This is a genomic window from Streptomyces sp. NPDC001502 (assembly GCF_042894785.1).
Taxonomy (GTDB): domain Bacteria; phylum Actinomycetota; class Actinomycetes; order Streptomycetales; family Streptomycetaceae; genus Streptomyces; species Streptomyces kutzneri.
Map to the genome: position 1 here is coordinate 15,342 of NZ_JBIAVW010000044.1, position 14,597 is coordinate 29,938.

14 protein-coding genes and 1 pseudogene are annotated in these 14,597 nt (G+C 72.5%); 7 read left to right on the forward strand and 8 right to left on the reverse strand.

Annotated features, from left to right (window positions below):
* Window positions 1-46 precede the first annotated feature (46 nt).
* Both ACFY0D_RS39565 and cdgB read right to left on the reverse strand, forming a co-directional pair.
* Window positions 47-1,081, reverse strand: coding sequence for a CBM35 domain-containing protein (locus tag ACFY0D_RS39565; RefSeq protein WP_390802704.1), 1,035 nt, complete (start codon window positions 1,079-1,081; stop codon window positions 47-49).
* Window positions 1,082-1,149: 68 nt separating this feature from the next.
* Window positions 1,150-2,925, reverse strand: a complete 1,776-nt coding sequence (cdgB, locus tag ACFY0D_RS39570; protein ID WP_390802705.1) for a diguanylate cyclase CdgB — start codon at window positions 2,923-2,925, stop codon at window positions 1,150-1,152.
* Between the two features lie 302 nt (window positions 2,926-3,227).
* Here cdgB and ACFY0D_RS39575 point away from each other — a divergent pair, with 302 nt between their 5' ends.
* Window positions 3,228-3,797, forward strand: coding sequence for a flavin reductase family protein (locus tag ACFY0D_RS39575; RefSeq protein ID WP_390802706.1), 570 nt, complete (start codon window positions 3,228-3,230; stop codon window positions 3,795-3,797).
* 17 nt (window positions 3,798-3,814) lie between these two features.
* Here ACFY0D_RS39575 and arfB read toward each other — a convergent pair whose 3' ends face one another.
* The gene (gene arfB, locus ACFY0D_RS39580) at window positions 3,815-4,240 is read right to left on the reverse strand and encodes an alternative ribosome rescue aminoacyl-tRNA hydrolase ArfB (protein WP_390802707.1); all 426 of its coding nucleotides are present in this window, start codon (window positions 4,238-4,240) and stop codon (window positions 3,815-3,817) included.
* A gap of 198 nt (window positions 4,241-4,438) precedes the next feature.
* On the opposite strand from arfB, the gene ACFY0D_RS39585 reads away from it, so the two are divergent.
* Both ACFY0D_RS39585 and ACFY0D_RS39590 read left to right on the forward strand, forming a co-directional pair.
* The gene (locus tag ACFY0D_RS39585) at window positions 4,439-5,014 is read left to right on the forward strand and encodes a TerD family protein (RefSeq protein WP_030718836.1); all 576 of its coding nucleotides are present in this window, start codon (window positions 4,439-4,441) and stop codon (window positions 5,012-5,014) included.
* A gap of 98 nt (window positions 5,015-5,112) precedes the next feature.
* Complete coding sequence (locus ACFY0D_RS39590) at window positions 5,113-5,631, forward strand: GNAT family N-acetyltransferase (RefSeq protein WP_390802708.1); 519 nt, start codon at window positions 5,113-5,115, stop codon at window positions 5,629-5,631.
* A gap of 12 nt (window positions 5,632-5,643) precedes the next feature.
* Here ACFY0D_RS39590 and ACFY0D_RS39595 read toward each other — a convergent pair whose 3' ends face one another.
* Together ACFY0D_RS39595 and ACFY0D_RS39600 are read right to left on the reverse strand one after the other, a co-directional pair.
* Window positions 5,644-7,056, reverse strand: a complete 1,413-nt coding sequence (locus tag ACFY0D_RS39595) for a M1 family metallopeptidase (RefSeq protein ID WP_390802709.1) — start codon at window positions 7,054-7,056, stop codon at window positions 5,644-5,646.
* A 32-nt stretch (window positions 7,057-7,088) separates the two neighbouring features.
* Window positions 7,089-7,655 carry a heme-binding protein gene (locus ACFY0D_RS39600; protein WP_390802710.1) on the reverse strand — a complete coding sequence of 189 codons (567 nt, stop codon included), beginning with the start codon at window positions 7,653-7,655 and terminating at the stop codon, window positions 7,089-7,091.
* A 488-nt stretch (window positions 7,656-8,143) separates the two neighbouring features.
* Here ACFY0D_RS39600 and ACFY0D_RS39605 point away from each other — a divergent pair, with 488 nt between their 5' ends.
* Genes ACFY0D_RS39605 through ACFY0D_RS39615 form a run of 3 tightly spaced genes read left to right on the forward strand, consistent with a single transcriptional unit; the run spans window position 8,144 to window position 10,511 of the window.
* Window positions 8,144-9,346, forward strand: coding sequence for a sensor histidine kinase (locus ACFY0D_RS39605; RefSeq protein ID WP_390802711.1), 1,203 nt, complete (start codon window positions 8,144-8,146; stop codon window positions 9,344-9,346).
* A complete protein-coding gene (locus tag ACFY0D_RS39610; protein WP_030009243.1) occupies window positions 9,343-9,963 on the forward strand; it encodes a response regulator transcription factor in 621 nt (206 codons plus the stop codon). The genes ACFY0D_RS39605 and ACFY0D_RS39610 overlap by 4 nt, the downstream gene beginning before the upstream one ends.
* A gap of 44 nt (window positions 9,964-10,007) precedes the next feature.
* Window positions 10,008-10,511 carry a hypothetical protein gene (locus tag ACFY0D_RS39615; RefSeq protein ID WP_079405330.1) on the forward strand — a complete coding sequence of 168 codons (504 nt, stop codon included), beginning with the start codon at window positions 10,008-10,010 and terminating at the stop codon, window positions 10,509-10,511.
* A 12-nt stretch (window positions 10,512-10,523) separates the two neighbouring features.
* Here ACFY0D_RS39615 and ACFY0D_RS39620 read toward each other — a convergent pair.
* Both ACFY0D_RS39620 and ACFY0D_RS39625 read right to left on the reverse strand, forming a co-directional pair.
* Window positions 10,524-11,525 (reverse strand): annotated as a pseudogene (locus ACFY0D_RS39620) (glycoside hydrolase family 26 protein); the annotation flags it as partial.
* A gap of 200 nt (window positions 11,526-11,725) precedes the next feature.
* Window positions 11,726-12,409, reverse strand: coding sequence for a pentapeptide repeat-containing protein (locus tag ACFY0D_RS39625; RefSeq protein ID WP_390802712.1), 684 nt, complete (start codon window positions 12,407-12,409; stop codon window positions 11,726-11,728).
* Window positions 12,410-12,504: 95 nt separating this feature from the next.
* Here ACFY0D_RS39625 and ACFY0D_RS39630 point away from each other — a divergent pair, with 95 nt between their 5' ends.
* Entirely contained in the window at window positions 12,505-13,497 is a 993-nt protein-coding gene (locus ACFY0D_RS39630; RefSeq protein WP_390802717.1) for a zinc-binding dehydrogenase, read from the forward strand.
* Between the two features lie 7 nt (window positions 13,498-13,504).
* Here ACFY0D_RS39630 and ACFY0D_RS39635 read toward each other — a convergent pair whose 3' ends face one another.
* On the reverse strand, window positions 13,505-14,395 hold the full coding sequence (locus tag ACFY0D_RS39635) for an aminoglycoside phosphotransferase family protein (protein WP_390802714.1): 891 nt from the start codon (window positions 14,393-14,395) through the stop codon (window positions 13,505-13,507).
* Window positions 14,396-14,597: the final 202 nt, after the last annotated feature.

Sequence of the window (14,597 nt, forward strand, 5' to 3'; positions counted from 1 at the left end):
ATGCGCGGCAGAGCCTGATCCGTTGCGGGGAAGTCCGTCCCTGCCGTCAGCGCCTGACGTGTCCCGAAGCCAGCTCCAGCTGGTCGAAGACGACGTCGCACTGGTTGCCGGCCTCGCACGAGATCTTCATCGCGTTCGGGCCCTTCTTGAGGGTGATGAACGCGAAGGTGCGCGTCCAGCCCTTGTCCCAGGCACCGTCCGCCGCCTTGGCGAAGTTGGCCAGGTTCAGCGACTGGTTCGGGCTCTGCCCGTTGACCGTGAGGGTCGCCTTGCCGTCCTTGCCGGGAACGCCGTAGTTGACGAACAGCGTGTACTCGCCCGCCTCCGGCACGTCCACCGTCCAGGTGAGCGCCGCACCGGGCTGGTTGAAGCCGGCGACGTACTGGCCGCCCGAGCTCTTCGAACCGGGCACCGTGCTCTCCAGCCGCGCACCACCGGTCAGCACCATGCCCGCACCGGCCGCCTCGCCCTTCGGCAGCGGGGCCTGCGAGGGCTTCGGGCTGCTCGGGGCCTGGCTGGCCGGGTTCTGGGGGGCCGCCGACTGCTGGCCCTCGTTCGCGGTGGGCTGTTCCTTGCCCTTGTCCTTGTCACCGAACTGCAGCGCCGCGACGATGCCGATCACGACCACGGCGACCACCGCGACGGCCGCGATCAGCAGACCGCGCCGGCTGGACCCGCCCGCACCGCCACGACCGCCGCCGTGACCACCCGGCTGCCCTACCGCCTGCGTCTGCTGCGACGGAACGCCGTAGCCGCCCGCCTGGAGCGCTTCCGGGGCCTGGTACTGGGCCTGGTAGCCGGGGGGCTGCTGCGCGGGACCCTGCTGGTGCGGGACGGGGCCGCGCTGGCCGCCGTTCCTGCGCTCACCGACCGTACGCACCTGGTGGTGCGAGGTGCGGGGGACGCCGGGCTGGGGCCCGGGGTGACCGCCGGCCGACGCGCCCGGGTAGCCGTATCCACCGCCCGATGCGGGCGGGGTGGCTCCGGCCGCCTGGCCATCCTCGTAGAGGTAGCCGAACGGATCGTCGTCCTCGGGCTTGTTCGCCCCACCGTGCGGGCCGTTGTTCGCGGGCGTCGTCATCGCAGGTCACTCCTTTCGACCCCCGGGAGCCTACCCCGAACACGTGCACCCACGAGCGGCAGACCGCCTCATCCCGCCCGGCGATGGGCCTTCGACCGGGACCTCTTCTCGATGTACATCCGCTGGTCGGCGGAGCGCAGCACCTCGTCGGCAGACATCCCGCAGCTGGCCCAGCCGATGCCGAAACTGGCCCCGACCCGCACCGCACGGCCGTCCACCCGGATCGGCGGGATGATCGCGTTGCGCAGCCGGACGGCGAGGTCGGCGGCGTCGGCGGCGCCCAGGCCGTCGGCCAGAACGACGAATTCATCACCACCCAGCCGGGCGACGGTGTCACCGTCCCTGACGCCGGTCGTCAGCCGCCGGGCCACCTCGATCAGGACCGCGTCGCCCGTGTGGTGCCCGAACCGGTCGTTGATCGACTTGAAGCCGTCCAGGTCGCAGAAGAGGACGGCGAGCCCCTTCGTCCCGTCGTCGATGTCGGTCGCGGGCGCCACCGTGTGCACGTGGTGGTCGTAGGGACCGTCCGACGGGGCGGGCGGCGCCCCGGGGAATTCGAAGGGGTCGGACCCGGAGAACCGGTCGGGGCCGTCCGCATGAAACCCGTGCTCACCGGCACCACCCGCCTCCGCCCCCACCGGGTGCCCGTCGTGCCCCGCGTGCGCCGCATGCCCCCCGTGGGCCCCGTGCGCCGTGTGCCCGTCGTATCCGTCGCGCCCCTCGAAGGCCGCGTCCAGCGCCTCGATCGCGGTGGCCCGTGCGGACTGTGGCCTACGGCACAGCCGGGCGCCGAGCCGGGCCCGCAGCTCGGCGCTGTTGGGCAGGCCCGTCAGCGAGTCGTGGCTGGCGCGGTGGGCGAGCTGGAGCTCGTGCCGCTTGCGCTCCTCGATGTCCTCGACGTGCGTGAGCAGGAAGCGGGGTCCGTCGGCGGCGTCGGCGACGACGGAGTTGCGCAGCGAGACCCATACATACGTGCCGTCGCGGCGGCCCAGGCGCAGCTCGGCGCGGCCGCCCTCGGCGGAGGTGCGCAGCAGGGTGCCGATGTCCTCGGGGTGGACCAGGTCGGAGAAGGAGTAGCGGCGCAGGACGGAGGCGGGCCGGCCGAGCAGCCGGCACAGCGCGTCGTTGGTCCGCAGCAGCCGGCCGTGCTGGTCGCCGCCCATCTCGGCGATGGCCATGCCGCTGGGCGCGTACTCGAAGGCCTGGCGGAACGACTCTTCACTGGCCCGCAGCGCCTGCTGCTCGCGCTCCAGCCGGACGAGCGCGCGCTGCATGTTCGCCCGGAGCCTGGCATTGCTGATCGCAATCGCCGCCTGGAAGGCGTACATCTGGAGCGCTTCGCGGCCCCAGGCGCCGGGCCGGCGGCCGTTGCGCGGTCTGTCCACCGAAATGACACCCAGAAGTTCCCCGCCGGACGCATACATGGGGGCGTAGAGCCGGTCCTCGGGGTGCCACTCGTCCTCGAAGCGCGGATCGGGGCCGTCGGTGTGCCACTGCGGGACGTCGTCCTCCATGAGGACCCAGCCCTCGGTGTGCGGGATGAACCTGAGCCCGTCCCAGTTCTCACCCATCGTCAGTCGGCGTTCCCAGGAGGCGCGGGAGCCGACGCGGCCGGTGATGAGGGCCTCGGCGGCGGGGTCGCCGGCGAAGGCGGCGACGACGAGATCACCGTCCGGGCGAACGAGGTTGACACAGGCGAGTTCGTAGCCGAGCCCCACGACGATGCCGTCCACGACGGTCTGCAGAGTGTCCGCCAGGCTCCGGGCCGTATTGAGCTCGGCCACCACCCGGTGCAGCTGCCGCAGGGTCGCAAGACGGACGTACGGCTCCGACTCGGTCTCCATTGCTCGCTCTCCCCGAGACCTCGACAGCAACTCCAGGTTTGTCATCGGCGTTTCGTTGCGGTGTCCCGTCCACTGAATCACAGTGAGCTGTGCGGCAGGTACACAGGGTCAACAAATCTTGCCCTCTGTGACTCAAGTCACATCAGGTGAATATCGGTACGCAGTGGGCTCGTGCACGGCTGGGAGCGCTCCCTCCCATTCCCGTGAGCAAACGATACGCCCGGGCCTAGGCCAAGGGGCGGGGACGCGACTCGGACCAGGGCCCGATGTGCGGCGCGGAAGGGCGAGATTAGCGTTTCAGCGTGCTGAAGACGACCCCCGTACCCGCCCCGTCCCACCGAACCCCCCATGCTGAGGGAGTGAGCAATGACGAGTTCCTGGCCGCGATGTCCCGGCTGGCGGCGGGCGTGTGCCTGATCACCGCGCACGAGCCCCCGCTGACGGCGGACGGCCCGCGCGGCGAGGACGTCGGCATGACGGCGACCGCCTTCATGTCCGTGTCCCTGGATCCGCCCCTGGTCCTGGTGAGCCTGCGCGAGGGCTCCCGGATGGACGACCTGCTGGCGGAACAGCCCGTGTGGGCGGTGTCGGTCCTCGCCGACCACCAGCTCCAGGTGGCGGGCCGCTTCTCGATGAAGGGCCGCATCAGCGACCGGCTGCTCTTCGCCGACCTGCCGTACTCACGTGGCGAGGCCTCCGGCGCGCCCCTGCTGAGCGGCGCCCTGGCCACCCTGGAATGCCGTACGGAGAACCGCGTCGAGGCGGGCGACCACACCCTGGTCGTCGGCCGGGTCCTGACAGCCGGCCTGCCGTCCCCGGACGGACAGCCGCTGACGTACTTCCGCGGGCGCTACCGGCACCTGGGCGCGTAAGACGGGCACGGGCGGGGCTACCAGTCCCGCCCCGTGCGGCCGCGCTTGGTCTCGGCCCGGGCCTTCTTCTCCCGCAGCCGTCGCTCGTTGATCCCGCGCGGGATCTTCGTCGCCCGGCGCTGCCTCGGCGGCGGCGCCGTCGCCTCGGCCAGCAGCGAGGCCAGCCGGACCAGCGCCATCTCCCGGTTGCGCAGCTGCGAGCGGTGCTCGGAGGCCCGTACGGTCACCACCCCGTCCACCAGCCTCGCCGCGAGCCGCTCCAGCGCCCGCTCCTTCCACACCTCGGGCAGCGCCTTGGTGGCCGCCAGGTCGAACAGCAGCTCCGCGCGCGAGTCCGAGGTGTTCACGTGCTGACCGCCGGGCCCCGAGGACCGCGAGAAGCGCCAGGCGAGCTCTCCCTCGGGGAGCACGACCGAACCGCGGATGACATAAGGACCAGGCATGCCCCTATGATCCGCTCCCGGCGCGGCTGCCGTCACCCGTATTTACCGCCCTCCCCGTCCGGCTCGCCGAGATTCGCCGAGATTCGCCGTCACGGACCATTCACGACGGGAACCCGACCGGCCTCTCGTCGCGTTATAGGAGGCAGCGGTAGTTTGACCGCCTGTACGTGCATGTTGGATGAGGAAAGGGACATTCCCATGGCTGTCAGCCTGTCCAAGGGCGGCAACGTCTCGCTCACGAAGGAGGCCCCGGGCCTCGCTGCCGTCACGGTCGGCCTCGGCTGGGACGTCCGTACGACGACCGGTGTCGACTTCGACCTCGACGCCTCGGCCATCGCCGTCAACCCGACGGGCAAGGTCGTCTCCGACGGCCACTTCGTCTTCTTCAACAACAAGTCCACCCCGGACCAGACCATCGTCCACACCGGTGACAACCGCACCGGCGAGGGCGCGGGCGACGACGAGGCCATCAACGTCAACCTCGCCGGCCTCCCGGCCGACGTGGACAAGATCGTCTTCCCGGTCTCCATCTACGACGCCGAGGCCCGCAGCCAGAACTTCGGCCAGGTCCGCAACGCGTACATCCGCGTCGTGAACCAGGCCGGCGGCGCCGAGATCGCCCGCTACGACCTCTCCGAGGACGCGGCGACCGAGACCGCCATGGTCTTCGGCGAGCTCTACCGCAACGGCGCCGAGTGGAAGTTCCGCGCGGTCGGCCAGGGTTACGCCTCCGGCCTCACCGGCATCGCCCAGGACTTCGGCGTCAACGTCTAAGACCGCCAGGTCCGGCAGGTCCGGCACCCGCCGGACACCAGCGCTGGTGAAGCCCCCTCCCGGCCGTCCGGGGAGGGGGCTTCGCTACCGTTCGACAGGTGATCCTGCAACCGCTCGTCCCCATCGACGGCGCCCTTCCCGGCCCGGTACTCACCGAGATCGCCGCCCTCTACTCGACGAACCACGCGTTCTTCGAACTCAGCGGAGACTTCCCCGACCCGGACCGCATCACGGTCGAACAGGTCGCCGCCGCGCTCGCCGGTGAACTCGCCCACGACAGCGCCGAGGTGCTCCTCGCCCGGTCCGCCGGCCGCCTCGTCGGACTGGCCGCCACCCTCGCGCAGGCACCCGCCGACGACGACCCGGACCCGTGGATCGGCCTGCTGCTCATCGACGCCACCGCACACCGCGAGGGATACGGCCGCGCCGTGGCCACCCTGGTCGAGGACCGCTTCCGCACCGCCGGACGCGCGGGCGTACGCATCGCCGTGCTCGACAACAACCCCAAGGCCCTCGCCTTCTGGCAGTCCCAGGGGTACGTCACCCTGCGCAGGTCCAAGGACCGCGAGATGGGCCGCGACTGCACCGTGCTGCGCAAGACCCTCGAAGCCCCGTAGCGGACCGCGCCCCTACACGGGGCGATCCTTCCCGTACAGCCACACGTCCCAGACCTTCTTCAGGTCGTGCCCCGTCCTCTCCTCGGCGTAGGCGGTGAACTCGGCCGTACTCACGTTCCCGTGCCGGTGGTCGGCGGCCCAGCCGCGCACCAGGGCGAAGAACTTCTCGTCGCCCACCTCCTGCCGGATCCGGTGCAGGACCATCGCACCGCGGTAGTACACCGGGACCGCGGTGATCTCCTTGGGCCCGGGCGGGGAGGCCGGCGGGAAGGCGTCCCAGTCGACACCGGCGTCCTCGTCCACGTCCGTGTCCCCGGCCAGGAACGCCTCGAAGTGCCGCTGCGCCGTGGGCCCGCCGTGCTCCTCGGCCCACAGCCACTCGGCGTAGGTCGCGAAACCCTCGTTGAGCCAGATGTCCTTCCAGGACTTCGGCGACACCGAATCGCCGAACCACTGGTGCGCGAGCTCGTGCACGACGAGCTCCTCGCTCTTGGGCGCGCCGGAGTAGACGGGCCGGCCCTGGGTCTCCAGCGCGTAGGTGAGGGTCCCGGCGGGCACCACGATCGCGCCCGCCGTGGCGAAGGGGTACGGGCCGAACCGGCCGCTGCCCCACTCCACCATCTCCGGCAGCCGCGCGAGCGGACCGGTGCTCGCGGCCTCCTCCCCGGGCGCCACGGCACTGTAGAGGCCGACCCCCGAGGGCGTCCGCCCGGTCGTCACCTTGTACGGCCCGATGGCGGCGGTCGCCAGATAGCTCGCCATCGGCTCCGGACTGTGCCACGCGAAGGCGGTCCGCCCGTCCGCGTCCTCGGTACGGGAACGCAACTCGCCGTTCGACACCGCCTCGTAGCCACGCGGAACGGTGAGGGTGATGTCGTACGCGGCCTTGTCGCTCGGGTGGTGGTTGCCGGGGAACCAGGTCATCGAGCCGACCGGCTCGCCGACGGCGACCGCACCGTCCTCCGTGGTGATCCAGCCCTCCTTGGAGCCGTCCGGATCCGCGAGGGGCTTCGGCTTCCCGCTGTAGTCGACCTCCGTACGGAAGACCTCCCCCTTCTTCAGGTCCTCGGCGGGGCGCACGGTCAGCTCGTTCCCGGTCCGGTTGTACCGGGCCCCCTCGCCCTGGACGGTCACGCCCTCGACGTCCAAACCGCTGAAGTCCAGGTTGAAGGAGCTGAGCGCCTGCTCGGCACGGGCGGTGATCACGGCCGTACCGTGCAGCCGCCCGTCGGCGGGGTCGTAGTCCAGGTCCAGCGCGTAGTGGTCGACCTGGTAGCCGCCGTTCCCGGCCCGGGGGAAGTACGGATCACGCAGCCCCGACGCACCCGGCCGCCCCTGCACCGTGTCCCCCGTACACCCCGTGGTGAGGGCGAGCAGGGCGGCGACGGCAGGGGCGGCGAGGCGGGAGAGAGCACGGGGTTCCACGCACTCGATCCTAGGCGGGCCGGCCGGGCGGGTTACTTGCCGAGCGCGTCCACGCCCGCCTTGGCGAACTTCTCGTCCAGGTCACCGCTCGGGGCACCGGCCACGCCGACACCGGCGACGGGCGCACCGTTCGCCTGGACCGGGGTGCCGCCACCGAGGAAGAGGGTGCCCGGGATGTCCTTCAGGTTCGGGGTCTGGGCCAGCCGGCCCGCGAGCACCGAGGTCGGGGCGTTCCAGGACACGGCGGTGAAGGCCTTGCGCTGCGCCGACTCGTAGGACTGCGGACCCGCGCCGTCGCCGCGCAGGGTGACGATGGTGTTGCCGTTGCGGTCGACGACGGCGACCGTCACCTTCTGGTTCTCGGACTCGGCGGCCTTCAGAGCGACCTGGGCGGCGCGGGTCGCGGCGTCGATGGTGAGGTGCGTGGTCGTGGTGAAGTTCTTGTCGCCCGGCCCGTCCTTCTTCGAGGAGACCGAGGCGACGGACGCCGAAGCGACGTCGGAGGCGGGGGTCGCGCTGGCGCTCACGGCACCGAAGGCTCCGGCGCCCAGGGCGACGGCGAGGGCGGTACCGGTGAGAACGCGGGTGCGGGTGTTCATCTCTGCTCCTGAGAACGGTGGCACGGTGGCACGGGGGCGGCATCGGGTCGGTCCGGGCCGGTCGGACCGGCTCCTTCACTGCTCCAAGCCTCGGCCCGGAACCCCCCGCACCCCGTCCCCGTACCGGCTCGCCCCACCCACCGCACCGGCTGACCCAAGGGTCATCCGATCGGTCGATGCGGCCCGCCTCCGGCGAGGTATTTCCTGGTCACGACCCGGCCTGCGCCTGAGGCGCGGGGTCCGGAGGCGGAGCCCCGATCCTTCAGCCTCACCGCTCCCCCAAGCCCCGCCGGCGAGGCGCGGGGTCCGGGGGCGGAGCCCCGATCCTTCAGCCCCGCCGCTCCTTCAGCCCCGCCGGCGTTTGAGGCGCGGGGCCGGGGGCGGAGCCCCGATCCTTCAGCCCCGCCGCTCCCCCAAGCCCCGCCGGCGCTTGAGGCGCGGGGTGCGGGGCGGAGCCCCGGAGCGGCGCCGCAGCCGACAATGGACGCATGCCCCCGACCGAGGAGCACCCCGTGCACCCCGCCCCGCCCCCGCGCGACGACACCCGCACACTGACCACGGTCGCCCACACCGCCTTCTTCCTGCTCCTCGGCGCCTCCGTGGTCCGCTTCCTGCTGCGCCACCCCGGCGAACCCCGCACCCCGTGGATCATCGCCCTCAGCATCACCCTGGCCCTGCTCTACGTACTCGGCCCCGCCCTCGGCGCCGCCCCCACCGCCCGACGGCTGCTGTGGCTCGGCCTGGTCGTCACCACCTGGATGGTCCTGGTCGTCCTCGCGCCGAGCTTCGCCTGGTGCGCCGTACCGCTGTTCTTCACCGCGCTGCGCACCCTCCCGCCACGCGCCGCCATCGTCCTCGTGGCCCTCCTCACGGGCTTCGTGGTGATCGCCCAGCTCCAGCTGGCCAAGTCCTTCGACCCCAACCTCCTCCTGGCCCCGCCCGCCGTCGCCGCCCTCGCCACCGCCGTCTTCGTCCACATGGAACGCCAGGCCCAGGCCCAGCGCACCCTCATCGACGACCTGATCCGCACCCGCCGCGAGCTGGCCGCCACCGAACGCCGCGAAGGCACCCTCGCCGAACGGCAGCGGCTGTCCATGGAGATCCACGACACCCTCGCCCAGAACCTGTCCAGCCAGCAGATGCTGCTCCAGGCCGCGGACCGCACCTGGGACACCGACCCGGCCACCGCCCGCGCGCACGTCCGTACCGCCACCGGCATCGCCGCACACGGCCTCGCCGAGGCCCGTCGGCTCGTCCACGACCTGGCCCCGCCCGAGCTCGCCGACGGCGCCGGCCTCGCCGAAGCCCTGCGCTCCCTCGACGCCGGCCCGGACATCGAGGTCCGCTTCCACCTCGAAGGCACCCCGGCCCCGCTCCCCGACCGCGTCCAGTCCGCCCTGCTGCGCATAGCCCAGGGCGCGCTGGCCAACGTCCGCGAGCACTCCGCCGCCCGTACGGCCGCACTCACCCTGAGCTTCCTGGGCGACCAGGTCGTCCTGGACATCGCCGACGACGGCCACGGCTTCACCGAACCCCGCACCGGAACCGGCACGGGCGCCGCCGACCGCGGGCACGGCCTCCCGGCCATGCGGGCCCGCGTCCGCCAGCTCGGCGGCACCCTGACGATCGAATCCACGCCGGGCGAGGGCACCGTCCTCTCCGCGGCCATCCCCCTGGAGCCGGCCCCATGACCACGATCCTCCTCTGCGACGACCACGTGGTGGTCCGCGCCGGACTCCTGGCCCTGCTCGGCAGCGAGCCCGACATCGAGGTCCTCGGCGAGGCGGGCAGCGGCGAGGAGGCCGTCGCCCTCGCCGCGAAACTCCACCCCGACGTCGTCCTGATGGACCTCCAGCTGGGCGAGGGCATCGACGGCGTCGAGGCCACCCGCCGCATCACGGCGCTCCCCCGGCCCCCGCACGTCCTGGTCCTCACCACCTACGACACCGACGCGGACATCACCCGTGCGATCGGCGCCGGCGCCACCGGCTACCTCCTCAAGGCCGAACGCCCGGAGGAACTCTTCGCCGCCATCCACTCCGCGGCCCAGGGGCGCACCACCCTGTCCGCGCCGGTGGCCAGCCGCGTCATGGCCCACATGCGCGGCACCCGCCCCACCCTGACCGACCGCGAACTCGACATCCTCGGCCAGCTGGCCCGGGGCCTGGGCAACCGCGACATCGCCCGCGCCCTGTTCATCAGCGAGGCCACCGTCAAGACCCACCTGGGCCGCATCTACGACAAGCTCGGCGTCGACACCCGCGCGGGCGCCGTCTCCGTGGCCAAGGAACAGCGCCTCCTGCCCTGACACCGGAGGTGAACGCCCCCGGCACCCGTGACACCATCGGCTACGTGCTCGACATCGGCTATTCCCTCTCCCGGCGTTTCCCGGACCCCCCGCAGACCGACTACCGCTCCGCGGACGTCCACACCCTGCGGCACGACCTGTTCTGCGGGGACGTCTACCTCGCCGACACCAACGCGGACCGGGAAGTGTCCACAGCCTGGGGATGGGTGCCCGTACTGGACTTCGCCTGGGCCCTGTGCGACATCGTCGAACAGCTCGACAAGGACCCCCGCGGCAACCGCTCCGCCAACCGGCAGTACGCCGAACTCGACTTCACCGAGTCCACGGACCGGATGCTCTTCGAGCGCCGCTTCGGCTGGGTCGACGTCGAAGCCGACTGGATGCCGGCCGAGGAAGCCCCGCTGACCTTCAGCCACCGCCTGCTGCGCCGCGAGGCCCGCGATTTCCTGCACGACCTCATCGCGGACCTGATCGACATGCACGACGGCCTCGCCGACAACCCGGCCATCTGGACCCTCCAGGCCCGCTTCCCCCGCGTCCCGGCGTAGTCAGACCGGTCCGCCGGACAGGAACTCCCGGAACACCTCTGTGGAGCGCGGATTCTGCCCGCACTGCCACACGCCGTGCGGGCAGTAGTCCGTGATGCTCTGGTAGAGCGGCTCGTGCTCGGCGAACCAGGCCAGCATGCGCCGCACGTACTCGGGATTGTCCCCGTGCCGGAACAGCCCCCATTCGGGGTACGAGATCCGCTTGCCGTGCGCCTTCGCGAAGTCGACCTGCTGCTGGAGTCCGTAGGGCTGGGTGACCTGCTCGTCGAAGGTGCGGCCGGGCTCCTGGTCGTAGGAATCCATACCGACGATGTCGACCACGTCGTCGCCGGGATAGCAGCTGGTCCAGGCGATCGCGTCACCCCCGCGGTTGGGGGCGTAGTCGAACCGGAACCGCTGCCCCTCCACCGAACGCATGGCGGCCACGATGCGCCGCCAGTACGTCTTCCAGTTCTCGGGGTCGGGACGACACCGGTGGGTGTAGTTGAAGCCGTTCATCTCCCAGCCGAGGACGATCACCGTGTCCGGTACCCCGAGGTCGACCAGACGCCTGGCCAGCTGCCGGAAGTGATGGTCGTTCGCCCCCTGGGCGCCGGAGCGGATCAGCTCCGCGACCCGGCCGTCGGAAACACCGGCCTCGTTGCGCTCCTGCATGGGCACGTTCAGGACGAACAGCCGATCGGCCCGCTCGTTGCGCCACCGCGCCCAGGTGCGCAGGGAATCGGGTGCCCCCTCGATGTTCTCCCAGGTGTCACCGGGCAGATAGGTGTGCCCGGCGCGCAGCTCGGTACCGCCGAGCCAGTGCGAGAGTTCCTGCATCCGCTCGACGCCGGGCGAGCCGTAGTGGAGATAGGCGCCCACGGCGGTCCCGGAGGCCTCGGCGTCCTCGGTCCCCGCACTGCCCCCGGCCCCGTGCCGCGGCGGCGGTGTGCCGAGGACGACCCACACGACGAGCAGGCCGACGGCGACCGCACTGACGCAGGCGCCCGCCAGCCGGCGGCCCCGACGGGACATGGCACCTCCACAGGCCTCGTGCACCGATGTGTCTGCCTGCGACGTTAGCCACCCCATCCGGCGCCCCGCCCGTCCGGACACCCACCCACTCGGCCATTCGCCGCAACCGCCCCGCCATCTCAGCCCCGCCGCACCATCTCAGCCCCGCCGGCGTTTGAGGCGCGGGGTCCGGGGCAGCGCCCCGGGAACGGCGCCGCAGGCTACGGAACGACCCGCACCCCCAGCTGGGAAGCAAGCGCCGGGGCCAGGTCGAACAGCTGCGCCGGGCTGATCACCGCCCCGGCCAGCGCCTCCACCCCCCGCGCGATCTCCAGCACGGACGCCTCCCGCAGATCCACGTCCGCCATCCGCACCCCGCTGAAATCCACCCCCCGCAGCGCGCAGTCCCGGAACTCCACCCGCTCCAGCACCGCTCCCGCGAAGTCCGGCTCCACCAGCACGCACCCCTCGAAGACCACGTCCTTGAGGTGCGCCTTCCGCAGGTTCAGGTAGTCGATCTTGCCCCCGCGCACCACCACCCGCTCCAGCACCGCCCCGTGCAGCTGCACCCCGCCCAGCCGCGCGTCCACCACCTCCACGTCCCGCAGCGAGGCCCCCGACAGGTCCGTCCCCACCCCCCGGACCCCCTCCAGCACCGAATCCAGGAGCCGCGCCTTCGCCAGCCCCACCTCGTCCAGCGCACACCGCCGCACCGCGCAGTCCATGAACCGGGACCCGATCCCCTCCTGCCCTCCCAGGTCGAGATCCGCGAACTCCAGCCCGTCGTAGTCCCCGTCCGGCTCCAGCTCACCCCCGTCCCACAACGTCAACTCCGGCAGCCTCAGCTCCGGCCGCCGCGCCGCCTTCACCGTCGCCTGCTGCCCCTGCTGTCCTTTGCGCGCCATCCCCCCATCGTGAACCACCCCACTGACAACAGCCGCCAACGGCCACCCTTGACCTCAACCCCGCTTGAGGTCACACCGTGGTCGCCATGACCACCATGCGAGCCATCCGCCTCCACGCCTTCGGCCCCGCCGAGAACCTCTCCTACGAGCACACCGACGCCCCCGTCCCCGCCCCCGGCCAGGTCCGCATCGCCGTCGCCGCAGCCGGCGTCCACCTCCTCGACACCAGCCTCCGCCGGGGCATCCAGGGGCCGCCCGCCCCGCTCCCCGAACTCCCCACCATCCCCGGCCGCGAGGTCGCCGGCACCGTCGACGCCCTCGGCCCCGGCACCGACCCCGCCTGGCTCGGCCGCACCGTCGTCGTCCACCTCGGCTTCGCCCCCGGCGGCTACGCCCAATACGCCGTCGCCGACGCCGACCGCCTGCACCCCGTACCGCCCGGCCTCGGCCCCGCCGAAGCCGTCGCCATGATCGGCACCGGCCGCACCGCCCTCGGGATCCTGCAGTTCGCCGGCCTCGGCCCGGACTCGGTCGCCCTGATCCCCGCCGCCGCCGGCGGCATCGGCACCCTCCTCGTCCAGTACGCGGTCAACGCCGGCGCCACCGCCATCGCCCTCGCCGGCGGCCCCGCCAAAACCGCCCGGGCCTCCGCCAACGGCGCCCACCTCGCCCTCGACTACACCGACCCCGGCTGGCCCGACGCCGTACGCACCCACCACCCCGACGGCGCCACCGTCCTCTTCGACTCCGTCGGCGGCGAAACCGCCCGCACCGCCCTCGACCTCCTCGCCCCCGGCGCCCGGCACCTCGTCTTCGGCTGGTCCGGCGGCCCCCTCCACCTCACCGACGCCGAACGCGCCGACCTCGACGCCCGAGCCATCACCACCCAGGGCGTCCTCGGCCCCACCATGCTCCAGCGGGTCGGCGCCCCCGACCCCCTGCGCGTCCTGGAAACCCGCGCCCTCGCCGAGGCCGCCGCAGGCCGCCTGCGCCCCGCCCTGACCCGCTACCCGCTCGCCGAGGCCGCCACCGCCCACCACGACCTCGAAACCCGCGCCACCACCGGCAAGGTCATCCTGGAACCCTGACCGCCCGTCACCGCTCCAGGAGCACCTCGGCGACCGTCAACTGGTCCTCGTCCAGCCGCTCTTCGCCGTCCTCCACGTCCCACAGGCAGTTCCGCAGCACCCGCCCCAGCGTCCAGGCCCGCGCCCGCTCGCGCTCCAGCCCCGCCACCTCCGTCAGCAGGTCGAACCGCCACCGCACGTCCCCGGCCCGGAAGTTGTTGATGATCGCCGGCATCAGATCGAAACCCGGATCGCCCGCCAAGGGCTTCGGGTCGATCGCCAGCCACGGTTCCCGGCCGCCCGCCAGCACGTTCTCGTAGTGCAGATCCCAGTGCAGCAGCCGGTCCCCCGGCTCCCCCACGACCTCCGCCACCGCCGCCGCGCAGTCCTTCAGCAACCGCCGGTCCCGCGCCTCCACCAACTGCCCCAGCGCCCGCGGCACCTCCTCCAGCATCCCGGCGGCCATCTCACCGAGTCCGCGCAGCCCGGCCGGAGCCGGCACCGCCGTCAGCCGCGCCAACAGCTCCCCGACGACCACCACCGCCTGCCGGGCGTCCTCACGCGCGAGCGCCGCCAGGTCCCGCCCCTCGTCCAACCGCTCCAGCAGCAGGGTCCCGGTGTCCACGTCGTGCTCCAGCAGCCGTACGCACCCCTGCCCGTCCCACGCGCGCAGCGCAACGGGCTCCCCCGCGCTCTCCTCGTCCACCGCCACCAGCTTCAGCACGGCCCCACTCCCGTCGGCCCGCTCCACCGGCAACACCAGCGCCGTCACCCCGTGCATCACCGGCCCGGTGCGCCGCAGCTCCCACCGCTCCAGAAACCGCGCGGCCCGCCCGGGCAACCCGGCGATGAACTCCCGCCCCGCGTCCCCGTTGTACCTGACCTGCGCCTCGATCAACCCATGAGGAATTTCCACCATGCGGTGACCGTAGCCGGTGCCCCTGTGGGGGGCTTGGCGGTCGACCCGGCGGCGTGGATTCGTCCTGCCGTGGTAGTTCGCCTCAATCGCCGGCGGGGCTTCAAAGGGTGGGGCGGTGCCCCGCACGAGGGTCTCCTCGGCTCGCGCCAGGCGGCCGCGGTTCGGCCAGACGGCCTGGGTTGCGCGCTCGTCCTGCGGGGAC